Source organism: Myxococcus sp. MH1, from assembly GCF_059738865.1.
Genome location: NZ_AP026947.1, coordinates 6446824 through 6464104, shown reverse-complemented (window position 1 = coordinate 6464104; position 17281 = coordinate 6446824). Strand labels below are relative to the sequence as shown.

General features: G+C 70.4%; 19 protein-coding genes. 11 read left to right on the top strand and 8 right to left on the bottom strand.

Annotated elements, in window-relative coordinates; all coding sequences use genetic code 11:
* Positions 1–42: 42 nt before the first annotated feature.
* Genes pheA through AC6JA9_RS25110 form a run of 3 tightly spaced genes read right to left on the bottom strand, consistent with a single transcriptional unit; the run spans position 43 to position 2301 of the window.
* Positions 43–873: a prephenate dehydratase gene (pheA, locus tag AC6JA9_RS25120; RefSeq protein ID WP_497957951.1), complete on the bottom strand. Its 831-nt coding sequence runs from the start codon at positions 871–873 to the stop codon at positions 43–45.
* Positions 866–2005 carry a bifunctional chorismate mutase/prephenate dehydratase gene (locus tag AC6JA9_RS25115; protein ID WP_223785190.1) on the bottom strand — a complete coding sequence of 380 codons (1140 nt, stop codon included), beginning with the start codon at positions 2003–2005 and terminating at the stop codon, positions 866–868. Before AC6JA9_RS25115 ends, pheA begins: the two co-directional genes overlap by 8 nt.
* Positions 2002–2301 (bottom strand): GNAT family N-acetyltransferase, encoded by a 300-nt coding sequence (locus AC6JA9_RS25110; protein WP_497960755.1) that lies wholly within the window; start codon positions 2299–2301, stop codon positions 2002–2004. Before AC6JA9_RS25110 ends, AC6JA9_RS25115 begins: the two co-directional genes overlap by 4 nt.
* Positions 2302–2535: 234 nt before the next feature.
* Between AC6JA9_RS25110 and AC6JA9_RS25105 the strand changes: the two genes are divergently transcribed.
* From AC6JA9_RS25105 to AC6JA9_RS25090, 4 genes are all read left to right on the top strand, one after another.
* On the top strand, positions 2536–3090 hold the full coding sequence (locus AC6JA9_RS25105; protein WP_223747683.1) for an RNA polymerase sigma factor: 555 nt from the start codon (positions 2536–2538) through the stop codon (positions 3088–3090).
* Positions 3087–3686: a hypothetical protein gene (locus tag AC6JA9_RS25100; RefSeq protein WP_497957950.1), complete on the top strand. Its 600-nt coding sequence runs from the start codon at positions 3087–3089 to the stop codon at positions 3684–3686. The genes AC6JA9_RS25105 and AC6JA9_RS25100 overlap by 4 nt, the downstream gene beginning before the upstream one ends.
* Complete coding sequence (locus AC6JA9_RS25095) at positions 3683–4279, top strand: periplasmic heavy metal sensor (protein ID WP_497957949.1); 597 nt, start codon at positions 3683–3685, stop codon at positions 4277–4279. Before AC6JA9_RS25100 ends, AC6JA9_RS25095 begins: the two co-directional genes overlap by 4 nt.
* Before the next feature lie 75 nt (positions 4280–4354).
* Positions 4355–5836, top strand: a complete 1482-nt coding sequence (locus AC6JA9_RS25090; RefSeq protein WP_408890124.1) for an amino acid permease — start codon at positions 4355–4357, stop codon at positions 5834–5836.
* Here AC6JA9_RS25090 and AC6JA9_RS25085 read toward each other — a convergent pair.
* The 4 genes from AC6JA9_RS25085 to AC6JA9_RS25070 all read right to left on the bottom strand — a co-directional run bounded on the left by AC6JA9_RS25085 (position 5799) and on the right by AC6JA9_RS25070 (position 8874).
* Positions 5799–6227: an EVE domain-containing protein gene (locus AC6JA9_RS25085; RefSeq protein ID WP_141326032.1), complete on the bottom strand. Its 429-nt coding sequence runs from the start codon at positions 6225–6227 to the stop codon at positions 5799–5801. The two genes, AC6JA9_RS25090 and AC6JA9_RS25085, sit on opposite strands and share 38 nt — an antisense overlap.
* A gap of 46 nt (positions 6228–6273) precedes the next feature.
* Positions 6274–6828 (bottom strand): TetR/AcrR family transcriptional regulator, encoded by a 555-nt coding sequence (locus AC6JA9_RS25080; protein ID WP_223747688.1) that lies wholly within the window; start codon positions 6826–6828, stop codon positions 6274–6276.
* A gap of 31 nt (positions 6829–6859) precedes the next feature.
* Entirely contained in the window at positions 6860–8200 is a 1341-nt protein-coding gene (locus tag AC6JA9_RS25075; RefSeq protein ID WP_223747689.1) for a POTRA domain-containing protein, read from the bottom strand.
* Positions 8201–8385: 185 nt separating this feature from the next.
* Positions 8386–8874, bottom strand: coding sequence for a MarR family winged helix-turn-helix transcriptional regulator (locus tag AC6JA9_RS25070; protein WP_223747690.1), 489 nt, complete (start codon positions 8872–8874; stop codon positions 8386–8388).
* A gap of 221 nt (positions 8875–9095) precedes the next feature.
* Here AC6JA9_RS25070 and AC6JA9_RS25065 point away from each other — a divergent pair, with 221 nt between their 5' ends.
* Positions 9096–9890, top strand: a complete 795-nt coding sequence (locus AC6JA9_RS25065; RefSeq protein ID WP_223747691.1) for an SDR family NAD(P)-dependent oxidoreductase — start codon at positions 9096–9098, stop codon at positions 9888–9890.
* A 112-nt stretch (positions 9891–10002) separates the two neighbouring features.
* Here AC6JA9_RS25065 and AC6JA9_RS25060 read toward each other — a convergent pair whose 3' ends face one another.
* A complete protein-coding gene (locus AC6JA9_RS25060) occupies positions 10003–10200 on the bottom strand; it encodes a hypothetical protein (protein WP_046714359.1) in 198 nt (65 codons plus the stop codon).
* A 377-nt stretch (positions 10201–10577) separates the two neighbouring features.
* Between AC6JA9_RS25060 and AC6JA9_RS25055 the strand changes: the two genes are divergently transcribed.
* From AC6JA9_RS25055 to AC6JA9_RS25030, 6 genes are all read left to right on the top strand, one after another.
* Entirely contained in the window at positions 10578–11150 is a 573-nt protein-coding gene (locus tag AC6JA9_RS25055; RefSeq protein WP_141326037.1) for a polysaccharide biosynthesis/export family protein, read from the top strand.
* Between the two features lie 71 nt (positions 11151–11221).
* Positions 11222–12376, top strand: a complete 1155-nt coding sequence (locus tag AC6JA9_RS25050) for a hypothetical protein (RefSeq protein ID WP_223747692.1) — start codon at positions 11222–11224, stop codon at positions 12374–12376.
* 33 nt (positions 12377–12409) lie between these two features.
* Entirely contained in the window at positions 12410–13819 is a 1410-nt protein-coding gene (locus AC6JA9_RS25045) for a GumC family protein (protein ID WP_223747693.1), read from the top strand.
* A 27-nt stretch (positions 13820–13846) separates the two neighbouring features.
* The gene (locus tag AC6JA9_RS25040; protein ID WP_141326040.1) at positions 13847–14587 is read left to right on the top strand and encodes a CpsD/CapB family tyrosine-protein kinase; all 741 of its coding nucleotides are present in this window, start codon (positions 13847–13849) and stop codon (positions 14585–14587) included.
* Positions 14588–14693: 106 nt separating this feature from the next.
* On the top strand, positions 14694–16061 hold the full coding sequence (gene exoE, locus AC6JA9_RS25035; RefSeq protein WP_141333477.1) for a polyisoprenyl-phosphate hexose-1-phosphate transferase ExoE: 1368 nt from the start codon (positions 14694–14696) through the stop codon (positions 16059–16061).
* Between the two features lie 97 nt (positions 16062–16158).
* Complete coding sequence (locus tag AC6JA9_RS25030; protein WP_141332910.1) at positions 16159–17250, top strand: gluconeogenesis factor YvcK family protein; 1092 nt, start codon at positions 16159–16161, stop codon at positions 17248–17250.
* Positions 17251–17281: the final 31 nt, after the last annotated feature.

Here is a 17281-nt window from a genome sequence, read left to right as displayed (position 1 = left end):
CAAGCCACACAGTCTCTGGAGAGCGCCCGCGTGGCGCTCGCCTCAGGCCACGCCGTAACTGCCGAGAACGCGCAAGGTGATGCACGCCGCCTGCGCCGCCTGCACCGCCTCGCGCACGCGCGCCTCCTCCAGCGCGCCCTCCACATCCAGGCACCAGACGTACTCCCACGCGCGACGCTGGGGACGCGACTCCAGTCGGGACACGTCCAGCCCGCGCGCGGAGAACGCACCCAGCACGCGGTACAGCGCCCCAGGCTCATTGGGCACAGTCAGGGCGAGCGCCGTCTTGCGCCGCTTCCACGTGTGCTCGGGCTCCTGGCCCAGCGTGACGAAGCGCGTGTGGTTGTCCGACGAGTCCTCCACGCCGTCCTCAAGCACCACCAGCCCGTACAGCTCCGCCGCCAGGCTGCTGGCGATGGCCGCCGTGCGCGGGAGCGCCTCGCGAGAAACCCTTCGCGCCGCGATGGCGGTGTTCGTCTCGGGCACGGGCCTGAGGCCGCGCCGCCGCAGATAGCCCGCGCACTGCGCCAGCGCCTGCGGATGCGACAGCACCTGCTCCACGTCCTCCAGCGCGAGTCCCGGGGGCGCGACGAGGCAGTGGTGGATGCGCAGCGACAGCTCACCTGAGATGGGCAGGTCATGCTCCAGCAGCAGGTCCACGTTCTCCGCCACCGGCCCGCCCAGCGAGCTCTCCACCGGAATCACGCCGCTGTCCACGTGGCCCTCGGCCACCGCCTCGAACACGGCGCGGAAGGTGGGGCAGGGGACCGCCTCGACGTCCGGCCCATACAACACGCGCAGGGCCTCTTCCCCATACGCGCCCGGCTCTCCCTGGAACGCGACGCGAATCTCCGAGGGCGACAACTCATCCATGGCTTCCCTCGGCCCGGGCATACGTGCCCAGCACGCGCAGGAAGGACGTCAGCGGCCGGATGTCCTCCAGCGCGGCCGTCAGCGGCGCGGAGGCCGCATGTCCCTCCACGTCGACATAGAACCGGTACTGCCACGGCCGCCCCGGGATGGGCCGCGACTCCAGCTTGCTCAGGTTCACCCCCCGCAGCGTCAACCGCTGGAGCATCTCTCCCAACGTGCCCGGCTTGTGCTCCAGCACCATCAGCAGCGACGTCTTGCACGGCACGCCCGGCGCCAGCGGCGTGGGCTCGCGGCCCACCTCCACGAAGCGCGTGTAGTCGAACTCCGGCTGGAGCTCGCGCGCCAGGACCTCCAGGCCGAAGCGCTGCGCGGCCGTCTCGCTGGCGATGGCGGCCACCGTGGCGTCGTTGCGCTCACGCACCTTCTGCGCCGCGCCACCCGTGTCCGAGTCCGGCACCGCCCGCACCCACGGCAGCTTCTCGCGCAGGTACGCCTCACACTGCGCCAGCGCCTGCGGATGCGAGATGACCTCGCGCAGCCCCTCCAGCTTCGCGCCCGGCAGCCCGAGCAGCCGGTGGTCCACCTGGCTCACCAGCTCCGCGGTGATGACCACGCCACCCTCGGCGAGCAGGTCGTACGTCTCGTTCATGCTGCCGGCGGTGGTGTTCTCGATGGGCAGCAGCGCCAGGTCCTGCTCGCCGCGCCGCACCGCCTCCACCACCTCGCGCGCATCGTCGAACCCGGTCAGCAGCACGCCGCCCGCGCGGCCCGTGTAGAGCCTGCGCGCGGCCAGGTGGCTGTAGGAGCCCTCGACGCCCGGATAGCCCACGCGCAGCGGCGTCGTGTCCAGCCGCGTGACGAGCGCCTGCTGCCGCGCCACCGACATGTCGATGACCAGCCGCCAGATGCGCTCCGTCTCGTGCGGGTCCAACCCGTGCTCGGACGCGCGCGTGCGGATGCGGCGCAGCAGCAGGTCCTCGCGACGCTGGTCCCGGAACGGCGCCGCGGTGGCCAGCTTGGAGCGCGCCACGTCGTCCGCCAGGTCCATGCGGCGGCGGAGCGCGTCGAGAATCTCCTCGTCCAGGTTCTCGATGGCGATGCGCAGCGCGTCCAGGTCCGGCGAGGTGCTCATCGCCCCGGCTCCCTCAGCTCGCGGGACATCAGGTGGTGGGGCCCGATGCCGGGCAGCTCGAACTGCTCTCCGTGCTGGATGAACCCGAGCGAGCGATAGAAGCCCGAGGCGGTCGACCGCGCGTTGCACCACACCTGCGTGCCCTTCTGCGTCACGGCGTGCTCCATGCACGCCTTCAACAGGGCCGCGCCCAGCCCCTGTCCCTGGCGTCCGTGCTCCACGGCCATGCCCCGCAGGCGCCACGCGGTGATGGCCTTCAGGGCGTAAGGTGGCGGCTCCCGATAGATGGAGGCCACCCCGAGCAGGCGGCCTTCCGAGTACAGGCCCAGGTGCACGGTGTCCGGGTCGTCATCTCCAGGATAGACGACGGCCTCGGGAGGCTGGTGGGGGCGAAGCACGGCGCGGCGCAGGCCACGGGTCTCCGCGGCGGGAATCCGTCGGATTTCGGAGGGGCTCACGCTTTCGAGTATGCCGTTTTCCGACCTCGTGCGTCCTCATTCCGTGGAAGCCGTCGAGGAGGTCTTTCCGCCGTGAAGGGTACCGCCATCCTGGAGGAGCCTGGAACTCCAGCGCGCGCCACCGCCGCGCCCGGGTTCGAGTCGCTCCTGGAGGCGGAGCAGGCCGGGCTGCTCCGCCTGGCCCGGCGGCTGGTGTGGGACGCGGAGGAGGCGAGGGACGTGGTGCAGGCAACCCTGGCTGATGCCTACGAGAAGCGCCACGGTTTGAAGGATTTGCAAGCGGGGCCCGCATGGCTGCGGCGCATCCTGGTGTCCCGCGCGATGAGCCACCTGCGCAGGCGGCGCGTGTGGAACGTGCTGCGTGATGCGTTGGATGGGGGCACGCCCCTGGAGCTGTCGCCGGAGGAGCGCTTCGTCGGCGCCGAGCGCTGGCGGGCCCTGGGCCGCGCGGTGCGGGCGCTCCCGTCGCAGCAGGCCACGGCCTTCAGCCTTCGCTACCTGGAGGGACTCGAGTTGGACGCTGTCGCGGAGGCCATGGGCATCGAGCGGGGCACCGTTCGCATCCACCTGTATCGCGCGCTCAAGAAGCTCAAGGCCGAGCGGGCCCTCGAAGGAGAAACGCCATGAGATGCCACGACGTGGCCCCCATCCTCCTGGAGTCCTCGCCCCCGTGGCCTCCCGAGGCGCGCGCCCACCTGGAGGGCTGTGAGGAATGCCGGGCGCTCGCGGCCGTGCATGCCTCGGCGTCGCGGCTGCGCCTGCCCGTGACGCCGCCCCTGACGCCGGTGACACGCGAGGCCGTGCTGGGCGAGGTGCGCCGCCGCAGGGTGCGCCGCCGTGTCGTCGCGGGAGTGGTGGCGTCGTGCTGTGTCCTCACCCTGGCGTGGCTGACGCGGTCCGAGTCGCCGGCGCCCCGCGTGTCGGAAGACACCTACGTCCAGGTCGACGACACCGCGCCCCGGTCCGAGCTGGAGCTGCGCCGCGCGGACACGGAGGCCGAGCCGGAGCCGGAGGCCCTGGCGCAATGGGGCCGCACCTCGCTGTCCGACCTCTTCACCGAGGTCCGTGGCTACACGCGGCGCGACGCCGTGTACCGCGATGACCTCTACCGACCTTTCGGGGCGATGGCCGCGTGGCTGCGCCCCCCGGATTCCCGCGCGCTGGAAGCACCGCCGTTCCGAACGGCGATTCAACCCATCAGTTACCAGGAGTCGATGCCATGAAGCTTCGCACGTCCATGTTGTTGGCCGCGGCGGCGTTGAGCCCGCTGCTCGCATCCTCGCCCGCACAGGCCCAGTCCGAACCGGAGAACGTCGTCATCCACCGCTCCGGCCCGGGAACGCTGCACGTCATGGGGCCCGCGGACAGCACGCTCCCGCTGGGCCCGCTGCCTCCCGCCGCTCACGGCATCCCGCCGCAGGTGGTGGAGAAGCTGGGCATCCCCCGGGACGTGGCGAAGCAGATTCAAGACCTGACGTTCGACGCGAACGAGGCCGTCATCCCGCTGGAGGCGGACCTCAAGCGCGCGCAGCTCCAGCTCGAGCGCCAGCTGCGCGCGGACTCCACCGATGAGAACGCGGTGCTCAAGCAGGTGGAGGAGGTGGGCCGCGCGGAGACGGCGGTGCGCAAGAACCGCCTGTCGTTGATGGTCCGCATCAAGCGACTGTTGGGTCCCGAGCTGTGGCGCAAGGTGGAGGCGGAGATGGGCACGATGCGCATCCAGAAGCGCATCGAGTTCCGCAAGGGCTTCCCGGGCGAGGACGGCCCCAGCCCCAGCGGCCCCTTCCCTGGCGGCTCCTTCCCGCGCAAGCCGTAGCGTTCCGGACAGACGCGGGCTCTTTCGGTGGACCCCTCCAGGGAAGGACGAGGGGGCCCGCGTATCCTGGGAGGCATGGCCCACCTTCCGGATTCGGAGCGTCAGCTCGAGGAGGATGCCGCCCAGCTCCAGCGGCTGGGGTACGCGCAGGAGCTGTTGCGCGGCATGGGGGGCTTCTCCAACTTCGCCGTCTCCTTCTCCATCATCTCCATCCTCACCGGCGCCGTGACGCTGTATGGCCATGGGCTGCGCTTCGGCGGGCCGATGGTGATGGGCGTGGGCTGGCCGCTGGTGGCGGTGATGACGCTCACGGTGGCGGCGAGCCTGGCGCAGCTCGCGTCGTCGTTCCCCACCGCGGGCGCGCTGTACCACTGGGCCGCCATGCTCGGCGGTCCCCGCGTGGGCTTCTTCACCGCGTGGCTGAACACCCTGGGCCAGTTCGCGATTACGGCGGGCATCGACTACGGGCTCGCGGAGTTCCTCGCGGACATGCTCGGCTGGCCCCGCGAGCGCATGTCCGTGCTGCCGCTGTACGCGGGCATCCTGCTGTCCCACGCGGTGCTCAACCACGTGGGCGTGCGCGTCGTCGCGTGGCTCAACGACTTCTCCGCATGGTACCACGTGGGCGGGGTGGTGGTGCTCATCGGCGCGCTCGCGCTGTTCGCGCCCAAGCAGGACGCGGCCTTCCTGATGACGCGCTTCAGCTCGGAGACGCCGCTGTATGCCTATGGCTTCCTCATCGGCCTGCTCCAGGCGCAGTGGACCTTCACCGGCTATGACGCCAGCGCGCATGTCTCCGAGGAGACGAAGGACCCCACGCGCAATGCCCCCTGGGGCATCTTCCTGTCCGTGGCCGTCAGCGCCGTCGCGGGATACCTCCTGCTGGGCGCGGTGACGCTGGCCATCCAGGACCTGCCCACCACGGCCGCCGCCGCCAACCCGTTCCTCCATGTGCTCACGCAGGGCCTGGGCCCCGCGCTGGGCGGCGCGCTGGTGTGGGTGGCCATCGGCGCCATGTGGTTCTGTGGACTGTCCTCGGTGACGTCCAACTCGCGCATGCTGTTCGCCTTCGCGCGCGACAACGGCCTGCCCGCGTCGAAGTGGCTCGCGAGCGTGTCGCCGCGCTTTCGCAGTCCCGCCGTGGCCGTCTGGGTGTCGGTGGCGGGCAGCGGCCTGGTCGCGCTGTGGAGCGAGGCGTACGCGGCCATGGTGGCGCTGAGCACGCTGGCGCTCTACGCGTCCTATGCCTTGCCCGTCTGGGTGGGCCTGCGCGCGCGCCGCTCCGGGACGTGGTCGCACCGAGGGCCGTGGGACCTGGGGCGCGCGTCGTCGTGGGTCAACGTCGTCGCGCTGGTGTGGTGCGGGGTGGTGATGGTGCTGTTCGTGCTGCCGCCCAACCAGCTCGCCGGCTACACGTTCGCCGGCGCGCTGGGGCTGTTGGGCCTGTACTGGGCGCTGGTGCAGCGGCACAGCTTCACGGGGCCGAAGGTGACGCTGCTGCGGCCCCCGGAGGCCGCGGCTACTTCGGCAGCGCCGTCTTCCCCATCTTCAGGATGAGCTTGAAGTGCTCGGCGGTGACGGGGGCCACGCTGAGCCGGCTGCGGGTGATGAGCGGGAAGTCCTTCAGCGCGGCGGTGGCCTTGACGGTGGCCAGCTCCACGGGCGCCTTGACGGGGACGACGGCGGCCACCTTCACGGAGGCCCAGTCCTCTCCCGGGGCGGTGGAGTCCTCCGTCGCCAGCGTGAGCACCCGGGCCACGCCCACCACGGCCTTGCCCTCGTTGGAGTGGTAGTAGAGGCACAGGTCCCCGGGCTTCATCGCCCGCAGGTTGTTGCGGGCCTCGAAGCTGCGGATGCCCGTCCACTCCGTCTGCTTGTCCTTCTCGAGCTGCGCGTACGGGTATACCGACGGCTCGCTCTTGATGAGCCAGTACTGGGTCTTCGACATGGCGGCGCACCATAGAGCAAGGCCGCGTCGCCGCGCGCGGTGTTCCTCAGTGCAGCAGGTCCGACGCCTGCCTCCCGGGCCCCGAGGACGTCAGGCACTGGGCCGCCCACGTCAGCCGCTCCACCTCCCGCAGGCTCGCGAGCATGGCGGCCGCCACGTTCCGCGGACTCTGGAAGTGGAAGTCCCCCCGGCGCGTGCCCTCGGTGAAGACGGACTCCAGGAGGGCGAGCTCCCGCGCGTGCAGGTCCACGACGTACAGGTCGATGAGCGGGAGGATGTCGAGCAGGGCATCGAAGGAGACGTTCAGCTCCCGGAGGATGCGCTCGGTCTGCTCCTGGCGGACCTCCACGAAGGTGCGCACCTGCTGCTCGGGGGAGGGCGCGCGGGCGACGGCGCGCTCCAGCGCCTCCATCGCCGGCACGCCGTGCTGCCGCACCACCTCGATGAACAGCGCCTCCTTGGTGGAGAAGTGGCGGAAGACCTGGCCGTGCTCCAGCCCCGCGCGCCGCGCGATGTCCTCCAGTGACACCCGGGTGAAGCCGAGCTGGGCGAAGTGCTGCGTGGCGGCGGTGAGGATGGCGGTGCGCTGTTGCGTGCTCAAGAGGGACCTCGCGGTCTGGGGGACGACACGACTACATGGAGAGGCCCGCCGCGAAGCTGACGACGAGCTCTCGGGTCTGGGGAGCCCGCGTCACATCCAGGCCCAGGGCGGGAACAGCGACACTGCGCAGGTACATGCGGAGCCCGGCGCCGGGGGCGACGTAGCGCGTGACTGTATTCCTCCACTCCACGTGCCCGGCGTCGACGAAGGCATGCGCGGTGAAGGTCGCCAGGCTGGGACTCCAGAGGGGGACCTGGTACTCGAGCGTGGCGATGGCGGCCTGCTCCGCCCAGAGCGTGGCCAGCGTGAAGCCGCGCGTGCCCGTGCGCTGTCCCAGCAGCACCGCGTCCAGGGTGGAATCTCCATCCACGTATTCGAGCGTGCCCGACAGGGTGAGCGCATGGTTCCCGAACAACGCATGGGTGTAGGCGGCCGTGAGGGTCGCCTGTCGGTAGTCCCGGGAACCACTCCCCAGGTCGAACCCCTGACGCAGGTTCAGACGCGCGAACAGCCCTTCATTGAAGAAAAAGTGGAAGTCCTGTCCCAGATACTCCGCCACGGCGCTGACGCCCTGCGCGTGGCTCCGTTCAGGAGCGGGCTCGTCCTCGCTCGCGCGGAGCGGCCGGTTGAAGATACCGAACAGTCCCGCGCCCACGTTGAGCTCGGGCGTGAGCTGGTGGCCGAGCACGCCGGACACGTCCAGGCGTCGGTCCGTGTACTCGTCGACGACGATGTCGCGCACGCGACGCTCGCGGTCCAGCTTGGCGTACTGCCCGAAGAGCGTGCCCGTCCACCGGCTGCCGCGGATGCCCGGGTCCTTGTACAGGGAGAAGACGTTGCCGCCGCGGTTGCCCGCCATCGCCCCGAGCACGAAGAGTTTGTGCAGACCGAAGACGTTGCTCTCCAACAGGAACAGCCCCGCCTGCCACTGGCCATTGCTGGAGGTGAACATGGGGATGGGCAGCAGCGTCCAGCGCTCCTCCACCTTGATTCGCAGCGCCACGCCGTCGCCCTCCTGACGCGTGCGCACCTCGACGTGCTCGAAGAGCTTCAGGTTGAGCAGCCGTCGCTTCAGCTCCTCCGTCGCGCCGGCGGTGAGCAGCTCCCCGGGCTGGGTGCGCAGCGCGCGCAGGATGACGACCTCCTGGGTGCGCTCGTTGCCCTCGATGTCGATGCGCTCGATGCGCCCCGTCAGCTCCGGCTCGGGTGCGGGCGGTGCCTCGGGCGGGGGGACGGCGCGGGACAGCTCCTGGGTGGGCGCGTCCGGGGGCGGCTCCTGGGCGCGCGCGTCCGAGGGCATCAGCGCGGTGTTCAGCGCGAGCACCAGCCACGCCGGTGGATACGTGCACACGCAGGAAGAGAAGGGCTTCATGCGCGGGGTCTCCTGAGCGCGTCGAGGCGCGAGGCGCGGGCCCGCGCGCGAGCGGGCGAGGGCGGACGGTGGAGCGGCTTCATGGTGGGAGCCAGGCGGGCGGGTGGAGGTCGTCCGAGCCTCCGCCTGGGGTCGGAGAAGAGGTGAGGGGCGCCGGGGGTGTCTGTCATGGCCCGGCTCCGGAGTCAGTCGTGAGGGACGCGCACGGTGTCGTGCAGGCGGTCCAGGAGGCGGAAGAGCGTCTCCAGCTCATCCGGGGGCAGCGTGGCGAAGAAGCCCGCGAGCGCCGTCTCGATGCGCTCGCGGATGCCCTCGTAGATGGACCGGCCCTCCGGGGTGAGGGCGTTGACCACGCTGCGGCGGTCCGAGGGGTGGCGGGTGCGCTCGACGAGCCCGCGGGCCTCGAGCCGGTCCACCACTCCGGTGATGCTCTTGTCGTGGATGTCCGCCAGGCGCGACAGGGCGCCCGTGTTCAAGGGCCCTTCGTGGCCCAGCCAGATGATGACGTGGCTCTGGGGAGAGCTCAGCTCGTGCGCGTCGCAGAACTGCTTGACGGGGTCGCGCAGCACGGAGCGGTCCCGATTGAAGTCCAGCAGCTTCCCGAAGAACCGCGCGCCCTGCTCGCGCAGCCCCCGCGAGTTGTCGACGGCCGCCTTCGTCGCCTTCTTCCGCATGGAATCGCACCCACTCCCGCCGGACGCTCCCCTGAGGGACTGCCCCGGGCGCGGCACGCGTCATGCCCCGGAGAGATACACCACGTTGCCGATATTCCGCAATGTGGAATATCCGTGATGCGTCGGGATGGGGGTTTCCCTGGCGTGGCGGGGCGTGAAGCGGGCTGGCGGGGTCCCACCGCGCGCGTTACCTGTGGCCGCGCATTCTCACGAGGGAACGAATGGACCTGGACTTGAAGGACAAGGTGGCGTTGGTGACCGGCTCCACGGCGGGCATCGGCCTGGCAATCGTGGAGGCGCTCGCGCGCGAGGGGGCGGAGGTCATCGTCAACGGCCGCACCCAGGCGCGCGTGGACGCGGCCATCGCCGAGGTGCGCCGCAAGCAGCCGGAGGCGCGCCTGCGCGGCGTCGCGGTGGACCTGGGCACCGCCGAGGGCGCCGGCCGCTTCATCCAGCAGGTGCCCCACGTGGACATCCTGGTCAACAACCTGGGCATCTTCGAGCCCAAGCCCTTTGAAGACATCTCCGACGAGGAGTGGCTGCGCACCTTCGACGTCAACGTGATGAGCGGCGTGCGCCTGAGCCGCCACTACCTCAAGGGCATGCGCCAGAAGGACTGGGGCCGCGTCGTCTTCATCTCCAGCGAGTCCGGCGTGCAGATTCCGGTGGAGATGATTCACTACGGGGTGACGAAGACGGCCCAGATTGCTCTCGCGCGCGGCATCGCCGAGGGCCTGGGCGGTACGCAAATCACCGCCAACTCCATCCTCCCGGGCCCCACGCGCTCCGAAGGCGTGGAGGTGTTCCTGGGCGAGCTGTCGCGTCAGCAGGGCGTGGACGTGGCCACGGTGGAGAAGGGGTTCTTCAAGAGCGCGCGGCCCTCGTCGCTGCTCCAGCGCTTCGCCACCACCGACGAGGTCGCCGCCCTGGTGGCCTTCGTGTGCAGCCCCAAGGCCTCCGCCATCAACGGCGCCGCGCTGCGCGTGGACGGCGGCGTGGTGCGCGCCATCCCCTGAGGTCGTCGCGTGGACGACATCCAGCCACCCCCGAGTCTTGGGCGAGGCTGAAAAGAAGAAGGCCCGGCGTCCCAGGGGACACCGGGCCTTTTTACTGTCACGGCGTCGGGCGTCAGGCCTGGTTGGCCATGCCGCGCGCCGTCTCCTCGCCAGGCTTGCCGCTCAACAGCGCGCTGCTCGCGTACAGGGCCAGGCCCACGACACCCAGCGCCGCGGCCTCCGTCTGCGCCATGAAGGCCACGCCCATCCACGCCATCACACCGGTTCCCATCGCGAACGCCGCCGCCACCGCCCCCGCTGCCTTCCTCATCCGCTGGCTCCCTGTCTGCTGGGCCCACTGGCCCGTTGTGGAAACAAAACTCCTCCCGCTCAACAGACTTCAAACCGCGTGCCGAGCACCCACCGTGCGGATTGAGAACCCACATGCCCCGCGGTGGGAAATCGTCTTCCATCAACAGGGCCCGGACTGTCGAAAGGACCAGACTCCTACCCTGTCGGATGCCAGTAATTCTTCCCGACCCGCGCGACGCCACAACGTGGGCAGTTTCGTAACCCACGGCGATCCATGGGCTTTCCCTCACAGGGCTCAGTGGCACACCCGCTGCTATGGCAACCGCGCCGAGAGCGACGGTCACCGCGAGGTGCGGGACCTCGGACGACATCCGCAGCGAGACGAGGGAGAAGACGATGGGCAAGACGAGCGCGGGGTTCTGGACGGTGTTGGGGGTGATGCTGCTGGGCGGGTGCGCGCACCAGCCGGCGGTGAAGGTGGACAACTCCGAGCAGCCCTACCGCATCGGTCGTGAGGACGTGCTGGACATCGCGGTGTGGCGGGACGCGGAGCTGAGCCGCACCATTCCCGTCCGTCCGGATGGCTTCATCTCCATGCCGATGGTGGGCGAGGTGCAGGCGGCGGGCAAGACGCCCACGGAGCTGGCCGAGTCGCTGAAGCAGAGCTTCCAGTCGTATGTGCAGGAGCCCCGCGTGACGGTCATCGTCCGCGAGGTCAACAGCAGCCGCGTGTTCGTCACCGGCGAAGTCACGCACCCGGGTGCCTATCCGCTGCGCGGCCGCGTGTCGCTCATCCAGGCCATTGCCCTGGCGGGCGGCTTCACGGACTTCGCCAACTCGGACGGCATCGTGGTCATCCGCAGCGACGGCAACGGCGGGCAGATTCCGGTGCGCTACAGCGACCTCATCTCTCCGGACGGCGGTCAGGACGTCATCCTGCGTCCCGGCGACACCATCGTCGTGCCGTGAAGGGGCGTCGAGGGCAGTCGGGTGGCGGTGGGTCCATGGGTCGAGGGTGGCGTAGGCGAGGGAGGACGACGGTGAAGGGCGACTGGAAGAAGTGGTTGCTGACAGGCCTGATGCTCACCGCGCCGGCGGCATCCGCGGCGACCGTGTGGGAGCCTCGGCTGCGCATCTCCGCCGAGGAGCGCTACGACGACGACCTGCGCCTGGGCGGCCCGGATGCGACGGGCGGCCAGCTGATGACGAAGCTGTCGCCGCGCGTGGGCGTGCAGGGGCGCGACGGGCGGCTGGACCTCAACAGCTTCTATGCCGCGGACGTGCTGATGCGGCATGGCTCGGGCAAGGTGACGCTGGACCACCGGGGTGGGCTGGAGTTGCGCCACCTGCTGTCTCGCAGGCTGCGGGTGGACTCCAACGTGCGGGTCTTCCGCGTCACGGACCCCATGTCCCTGCCGCGTGACGGCCTGGCGCGCTCCACGTCGCCCACGTTCTACACCCAGGCCCGCGTGGGCCTGACGGGCCGCGCCACGGACCGCATGGACGTGCGCGTGGGCTACGGGCTGGAGGCGGTGCGCATCCTCGAGGATGGCCAGAAGGCGGGCTATGCGCATACGCCGTCGCTGGAGCTGATGTATCGCACCACGCGCCGGCTCACCCTGGGCATGGAGTACCGCTACCAGGGCTTCCTGTATGACAATGAATTGTCCCAGTCGCACGGCGTGGCGGGGACGCTGCGCTACCGGCTGACCCGCCCGACGACGTTCATCGCCCGGGCGGGCCCGGTGCGCTACCTGGCGCCGACGGGGCAGGAGGGCGGCTGGGTGCCTCGCGTCAACCTGGAGCTGGCGCGCGAGGGCGAGCTGTTCGACCTGGGAGTCGCCGTGGGACATGACCTGGTGGGCGCGAGCGGCTTCGCGAACGCCCTGTGGGCGGACTACGCGACGGTGTCGCTGGCGCGCAGGTTCAACCACCAGCTGTCGGCGTTCGGCGCGGCCAGCTTCTTCCGAAACGGGCGGGCGCCCGGGCGGGACTGGTCGACGTTCAGCAGCACCCCCCTGGTGTCGCAGGGGTACGCAGTTGGAGGCGGAGTGGAGTACCGCTTCAGCCGCCAGGTGGCGGCTCAGGGGGCGGTGGATCGGATTGCCCAGGTGGGCGTGGCGGACTCGGCGGGCGTGGCGGGCGACCTGACGCGCAACGTATTCGCGGTCCGTCTCATCGTGACGGCGTGGTGACAACACGTGAGTGGGTTGGAGGAGGAGCGAGTCATGGAGCGTGGGATGACGGCGGACCAGCTGCTGGCCTCACTGTGGCGCCGCAAGGCGTTGGTGGGAGCCATCGCGGCAGTGGTTTTCGCGGTGGGCGCGGCCATCGTGTTGACCCGGCCGAGCATGTACGAGGCATCGGTGGTGGTCCGCGTGGAGCCGCAGCGGCCCGGTGAGGAGATGGTGCAGCGCACGGTGAGCGAGCTCATCGAGCAGCGGTTGCTCACCGTTCGACAGGAGCTGCTGGCACGGCCCGTGCTCCAGAAGGCCATCGAGGAGATGAACCTCTACCCGGACATCGTGTCCGAGAAGGGCATGGAGGCGGCCGTCGCGCAGATGCGCAAGGATTTGACGGTCCGTGTGGAGGGTGAGACGGCGTTCGAGCTCACCTATGCGAACCGCGACCCGCAGGTGGCGTCGCAGGTGGCCAACCGGCTGCCGACCATCTTCTCCGAGGAGACCCTGAAGCTGCGCCAGGCGCAGGCGGCGCGCGCCACGGACCTCTTCAACGAGGAGATGGTGCAGATGGGCAAGGCGGTGTCCAACTGGGAGCACAAGATTGCCCAGTTCAAGGTCGCCCACCTGGGCGAGCTGCCCGAGCAGATGGAGATGAACATGCGCGGGCTCGAGCGGGTGTCGCACGAGCTGCAGACCAAGTCGGAGGAGCTGCGCGTGGCGGAGGCGCGTCGCTCGGACCTGGCGCGGGCTCGCAACGCGGTGGACAGCGAGGCGGGGCGGCTGGAGGCGGCGGAGAGCGGGCTGACGCGGGCCCTGGTCAACGCCCGCACCACGTGGACCGAGGACCACCCTGAGATCAAGCGCATGTCGTCGGAGCTCGCCGGCATGACGGAGCGCCGCAAGGAGGCCGAGGGCCGGCTGTGGGCCGAGCGCGCCGAGCGCACCCGGGTGGCCAGCCTTATCGGCAGCATCCAGAAGGAGATCGTCGACCTGCAGGGCAAGGCGGAGGCCTACCAGGCGCGGCTGAACAACACCCCGAAGTGGGCGCACGAGCTGGCGGTGATGAACCGCGACTACGAAATCGCGCGCACCAAGTACCAGAGCGTGGTGAGCCGCAAGGTGGAGGCGGAGATTGCCCAGGAGCTGGAGGCCAAGAGCGCCAAGAGCCTGTTCAACGTCATCTCCCCGGCGGGGGTGCCGGTGACGCCCGCCCGGCCGGACAAGTTCGCGGGGATGGTGATGGTGCTGCTGGTGGCGCTGGGCCTGGGCGTGCTGGCGGGAGCGGTGCTGGAGATGCGGGATGACAGCCTGCGCGACGGGACGGAGGTGCGCCAGCGCCTGACCCTGCCGGTGCTGGCGGTGGTGCCGGACATGCAAGGCAAGACGGAGCGGCGGGTGCTGATGCCTTCGTCGGGGTCGCGCAACAACGTGTCGAACCCCACCTCGTTGAACTGACACCCACGGAAAGGACGGAAGACGGACATGGATCAGACGATGGAGCGGGCGGGAAACTTCCTCCCCCGGGTGGATGACAACGCGGCGAATCCGAACGCGGTGGACCGGCGGGTGGTGACGCTGACGGCGCCGGCCTCGGCGGCGGCGGAGCAGTACCGCAGCCTGTACTACCGGTTGGAGCGGATGCGGGAGCTGCGGCCGATGAAGGTCGTGGCGCTCACCTCGGCGATGCCGGGCGAGGGCAAGACGGTGACGAGCGTCAACCTGGCGATGGCGGCCGCCCGGGCGAACCCGGACCGGCGCATCCTCCTGGTGGACGCGGACCTCCGGCGCGGCGGGGTGGCGAACACGCTGGGGGTGCGCAACAAGACGGGCCTGGCGGAGCTGCTCACGGGCGAGGTGGAGGTGCGCGACGTGGTGCGCCGCTTCAACTCCACGCGCCTGGCGCTCATCCCCGCCGGCGCCACGCCGGAGGAGCCGTCGCAGGTGCTGGCGAGCCCTCGCATGAAGCAGTTCCTCAAGGCGGTGCGTGAGGGCTTCGACGAGGTGTACATCGACCTGCCGCCCACGCTGCCCTTCGCCGACGCGGCGATCCTGGGCCACCAGGTGGACGGCGTGCTGATGGTCATCCGCGCCAACGTGACGCCGGGCAAGACGGTGCACCAGGCGGTGGAGCAGCTGGCCGGCGCGCCCATCCTGGGCTGCGTCCTCAACGGCGCGGAGGTGCACGCGACGCCGTATCTGAAGAACTACGAGAAGCAGAAGTAGAGAGGCGGAAGACCCTCCGCCCCGGCTCCCGGTGACGGGGCAGGGGCGGAGGGCTTTGTCGGGGGGGCGGGTCGTCGTGAGTCGGGCGGGTTGGTCGGAGGGGCAAGTGCTCCGGGTCTTTCACCACTATTTTTCAGCCAAGAAGCTGACGTTTTTTCTCGCCGAGAGCTCGGCAATCGCATTGGCCTGCGTGATGGGCGCGGCGGCTTGTGCGGCACTCTTCGCGCCCGAGGGCACCCGGCCGCCGATGGCGGCGCTGTGGCCCACGCTGCTGGGGCTGGGCGCGGCCTTCGTCGTCACGTTCCAGTTCACGCTGTACCTGTTGGACCTGTATGACCTGCGCGTCGCCGCGGAGGACCGGGCGCGCGGCTACCGCTTCCTGAAGGCCGCGGGGGTCACCGCGATGGTGACGGGCGGGCTGATGCTGGTGGCCCCGCTGCTGTTCCCCGTGGCGCTGCCTCCTGGGGCGCTGCTGGGCGGGGCGATGGGCGCCCTGGCCGGCACGCTGGTGGTCCGGGTGTCCATCCGCGCGCTGGTCGGCGCGCCGGACTCGGTCCTCATCGTTGGTGACGGCCTCAAGGCCCGCGCGGTGGCGAGCGCCATCGAGGCGGGCGGCGAGGGCAGCTACCGCGTCATCGGCATGGTGGACCCGCGCTCCAGCCAGGAGCCGCTGGACCAGATGGCGGCCCGATTGGGCGCGGCATATGTCGTGCAGGCTGCTGACGACATGCGCGGGGCCAACTGGGTGGACTCACTGCTCATCTGCCGACTGCAGGGACGTCGCGTGTACGACGCGACGGGGTTCTGCGAGCGCGTGCTGCGGCGGATTCCCGTGCAGTTCCTCCGGGCGAGCGACTTCGCCTTCGCGGACGAGCTCACCGTGTCGCCGCTGCGCCGGGCCTTCAAGCGGGCCTTCGACCTGGCGGTGGCGTCGCTGCTGCTCACGCTGTCGGCACCGTTCCTGCTTCTGGTGGCGGTGGCCATCAAGCTGGACTCGAAGGGCCCGGTGTTCTACCGGCAGGAGCGCACGGGCCTGGGCGGCGCGACGTACTACTTGTGGAAGTTCCGCAGCATGCGGACGGACGCGGAGAAGAACGGCGCGGTGTGGGCGCGGGCGAACGATGACCGTGTCACGCGGGTGGGCAAGTTCATCCGCCGCACGCGAATCGACGAGATTCCGCAGGTGTTCAACGTGCTGATGGGGGAGATGAGCTTCGTGGGTCCGCGGCCTGAGCGGCCCGTGTTCGTCGAGCAGCTCAAGCAGCAGATTCCCTTCTATGGGCTGCGCGAGGCGGTGAAGCCGGGCCTGACGGGCTGGGCCCAGATTCGCTACCCCTACGGGGCTTCGGTGGAGGACGCGCGCAACAAGCTGGAGTTCGACCTGTACTACGTGAAGAACGGCAGTTTGTTCCTCGATGTGGGAATCATCTTCCACACCGTGAGACATGTTCTTCTCGGTCGTGGAGCTCGGTAGGTACACCTCCCGCGGGCCCTCCTCCTCGTGAAGGGGAGGGGGCCCTAGGGGACCCGCCAGGGGTGGCGGGTCGGGCGTCGTGGATGGGGGTTGGGACATGGTGGGGATGGACATGGATTCGCCGCTCCCGGAGTCGTGGGAGGAAGCGCGTGCCCGTCGGGAGCGCGAGCGGGAGCGGGAGACGGAGCGCAACGAGCTGTTGCAGTCCCAGGTGGACCGGCCCACGCGCATCGTCGCCATCGGCGGCGGCACGGGGCTGCCCATGGTGCTCCGGGGCCTGGCGCGGCGCGCGACGCCGAAGGCGGGAGATCCGGGCGTGGACATCACCGCGGTGGTGGCCATGAGCGACGACGGTGGCAGCTCCGGGCGCCTGCGCCGGCTGCACGGCGCGCTGCCGCCCGGTGACATCCGCAACTGCCTGGTGGCGCTCGCCGGCGGCAAGAGCGCGCTCAAGGACGTGTTCCAGTTCCGCTTCGGCGGGGCGCGGGGCCTGGCCGGGCACGCGGTGGGCAACCTGCTCATCGCCGCGCTCGCGGAGCTGAAGGGCGACTTCCTGGAGGCGGTGCGCATGTCCGGGGAGCTGCTCGGCGCGCGGGGCAACGTGCTGCCGTGCACGCTGGCCTCGGTGCAGCTGGTGGCGCAGATGCACGACGACACGGAAGTGGTCGGCGAGCGCAACATCTGCCGGGCCCAGGGCCGGGTGCGCAAGGTGTCCCTGAGCCCGCGCTCTCCGCCGCCGGTGGACGGCCTCCTGGAGGCCATCTATGCCGCGGACCTGGTGGTGATCGGCCCGGGCTCGCTGTACTCGAGCCTGCTGCCCAACCTCTTGGTGGACGGCGTGGCCCAGGCGCTGAAGGAGACGCGCGCGCTGAAGGTCATGGTGGCCAACCTGATGACGCAGCCGGGTGAGACGGACGGCATGTCCTGTCTGGACCACGTGCAGGCGGTGCGCGAGCACGTGGGGCCGGTGCTGGACGCGGTGCTCGTCAATGGCACGGAGCCCTCTCCGGAGGCCATGCGGCGCTACGGGCGGCGCGGCTCGTTCACGGTGAACGTGGACACGCGCGAGCTCATCGCCGCGGGCGTGGTGCCGGTGCGGGCGGACCTCCTGAAGGAGGGGTCCAGGATCCGACACGACAGCCGCAAGGTCGCCGCCTGCCTGCTGAAGATGGCGCGCAGCGGCTTGTAGCCGAGCAACCCCATCACCACCTTGGGCGCCC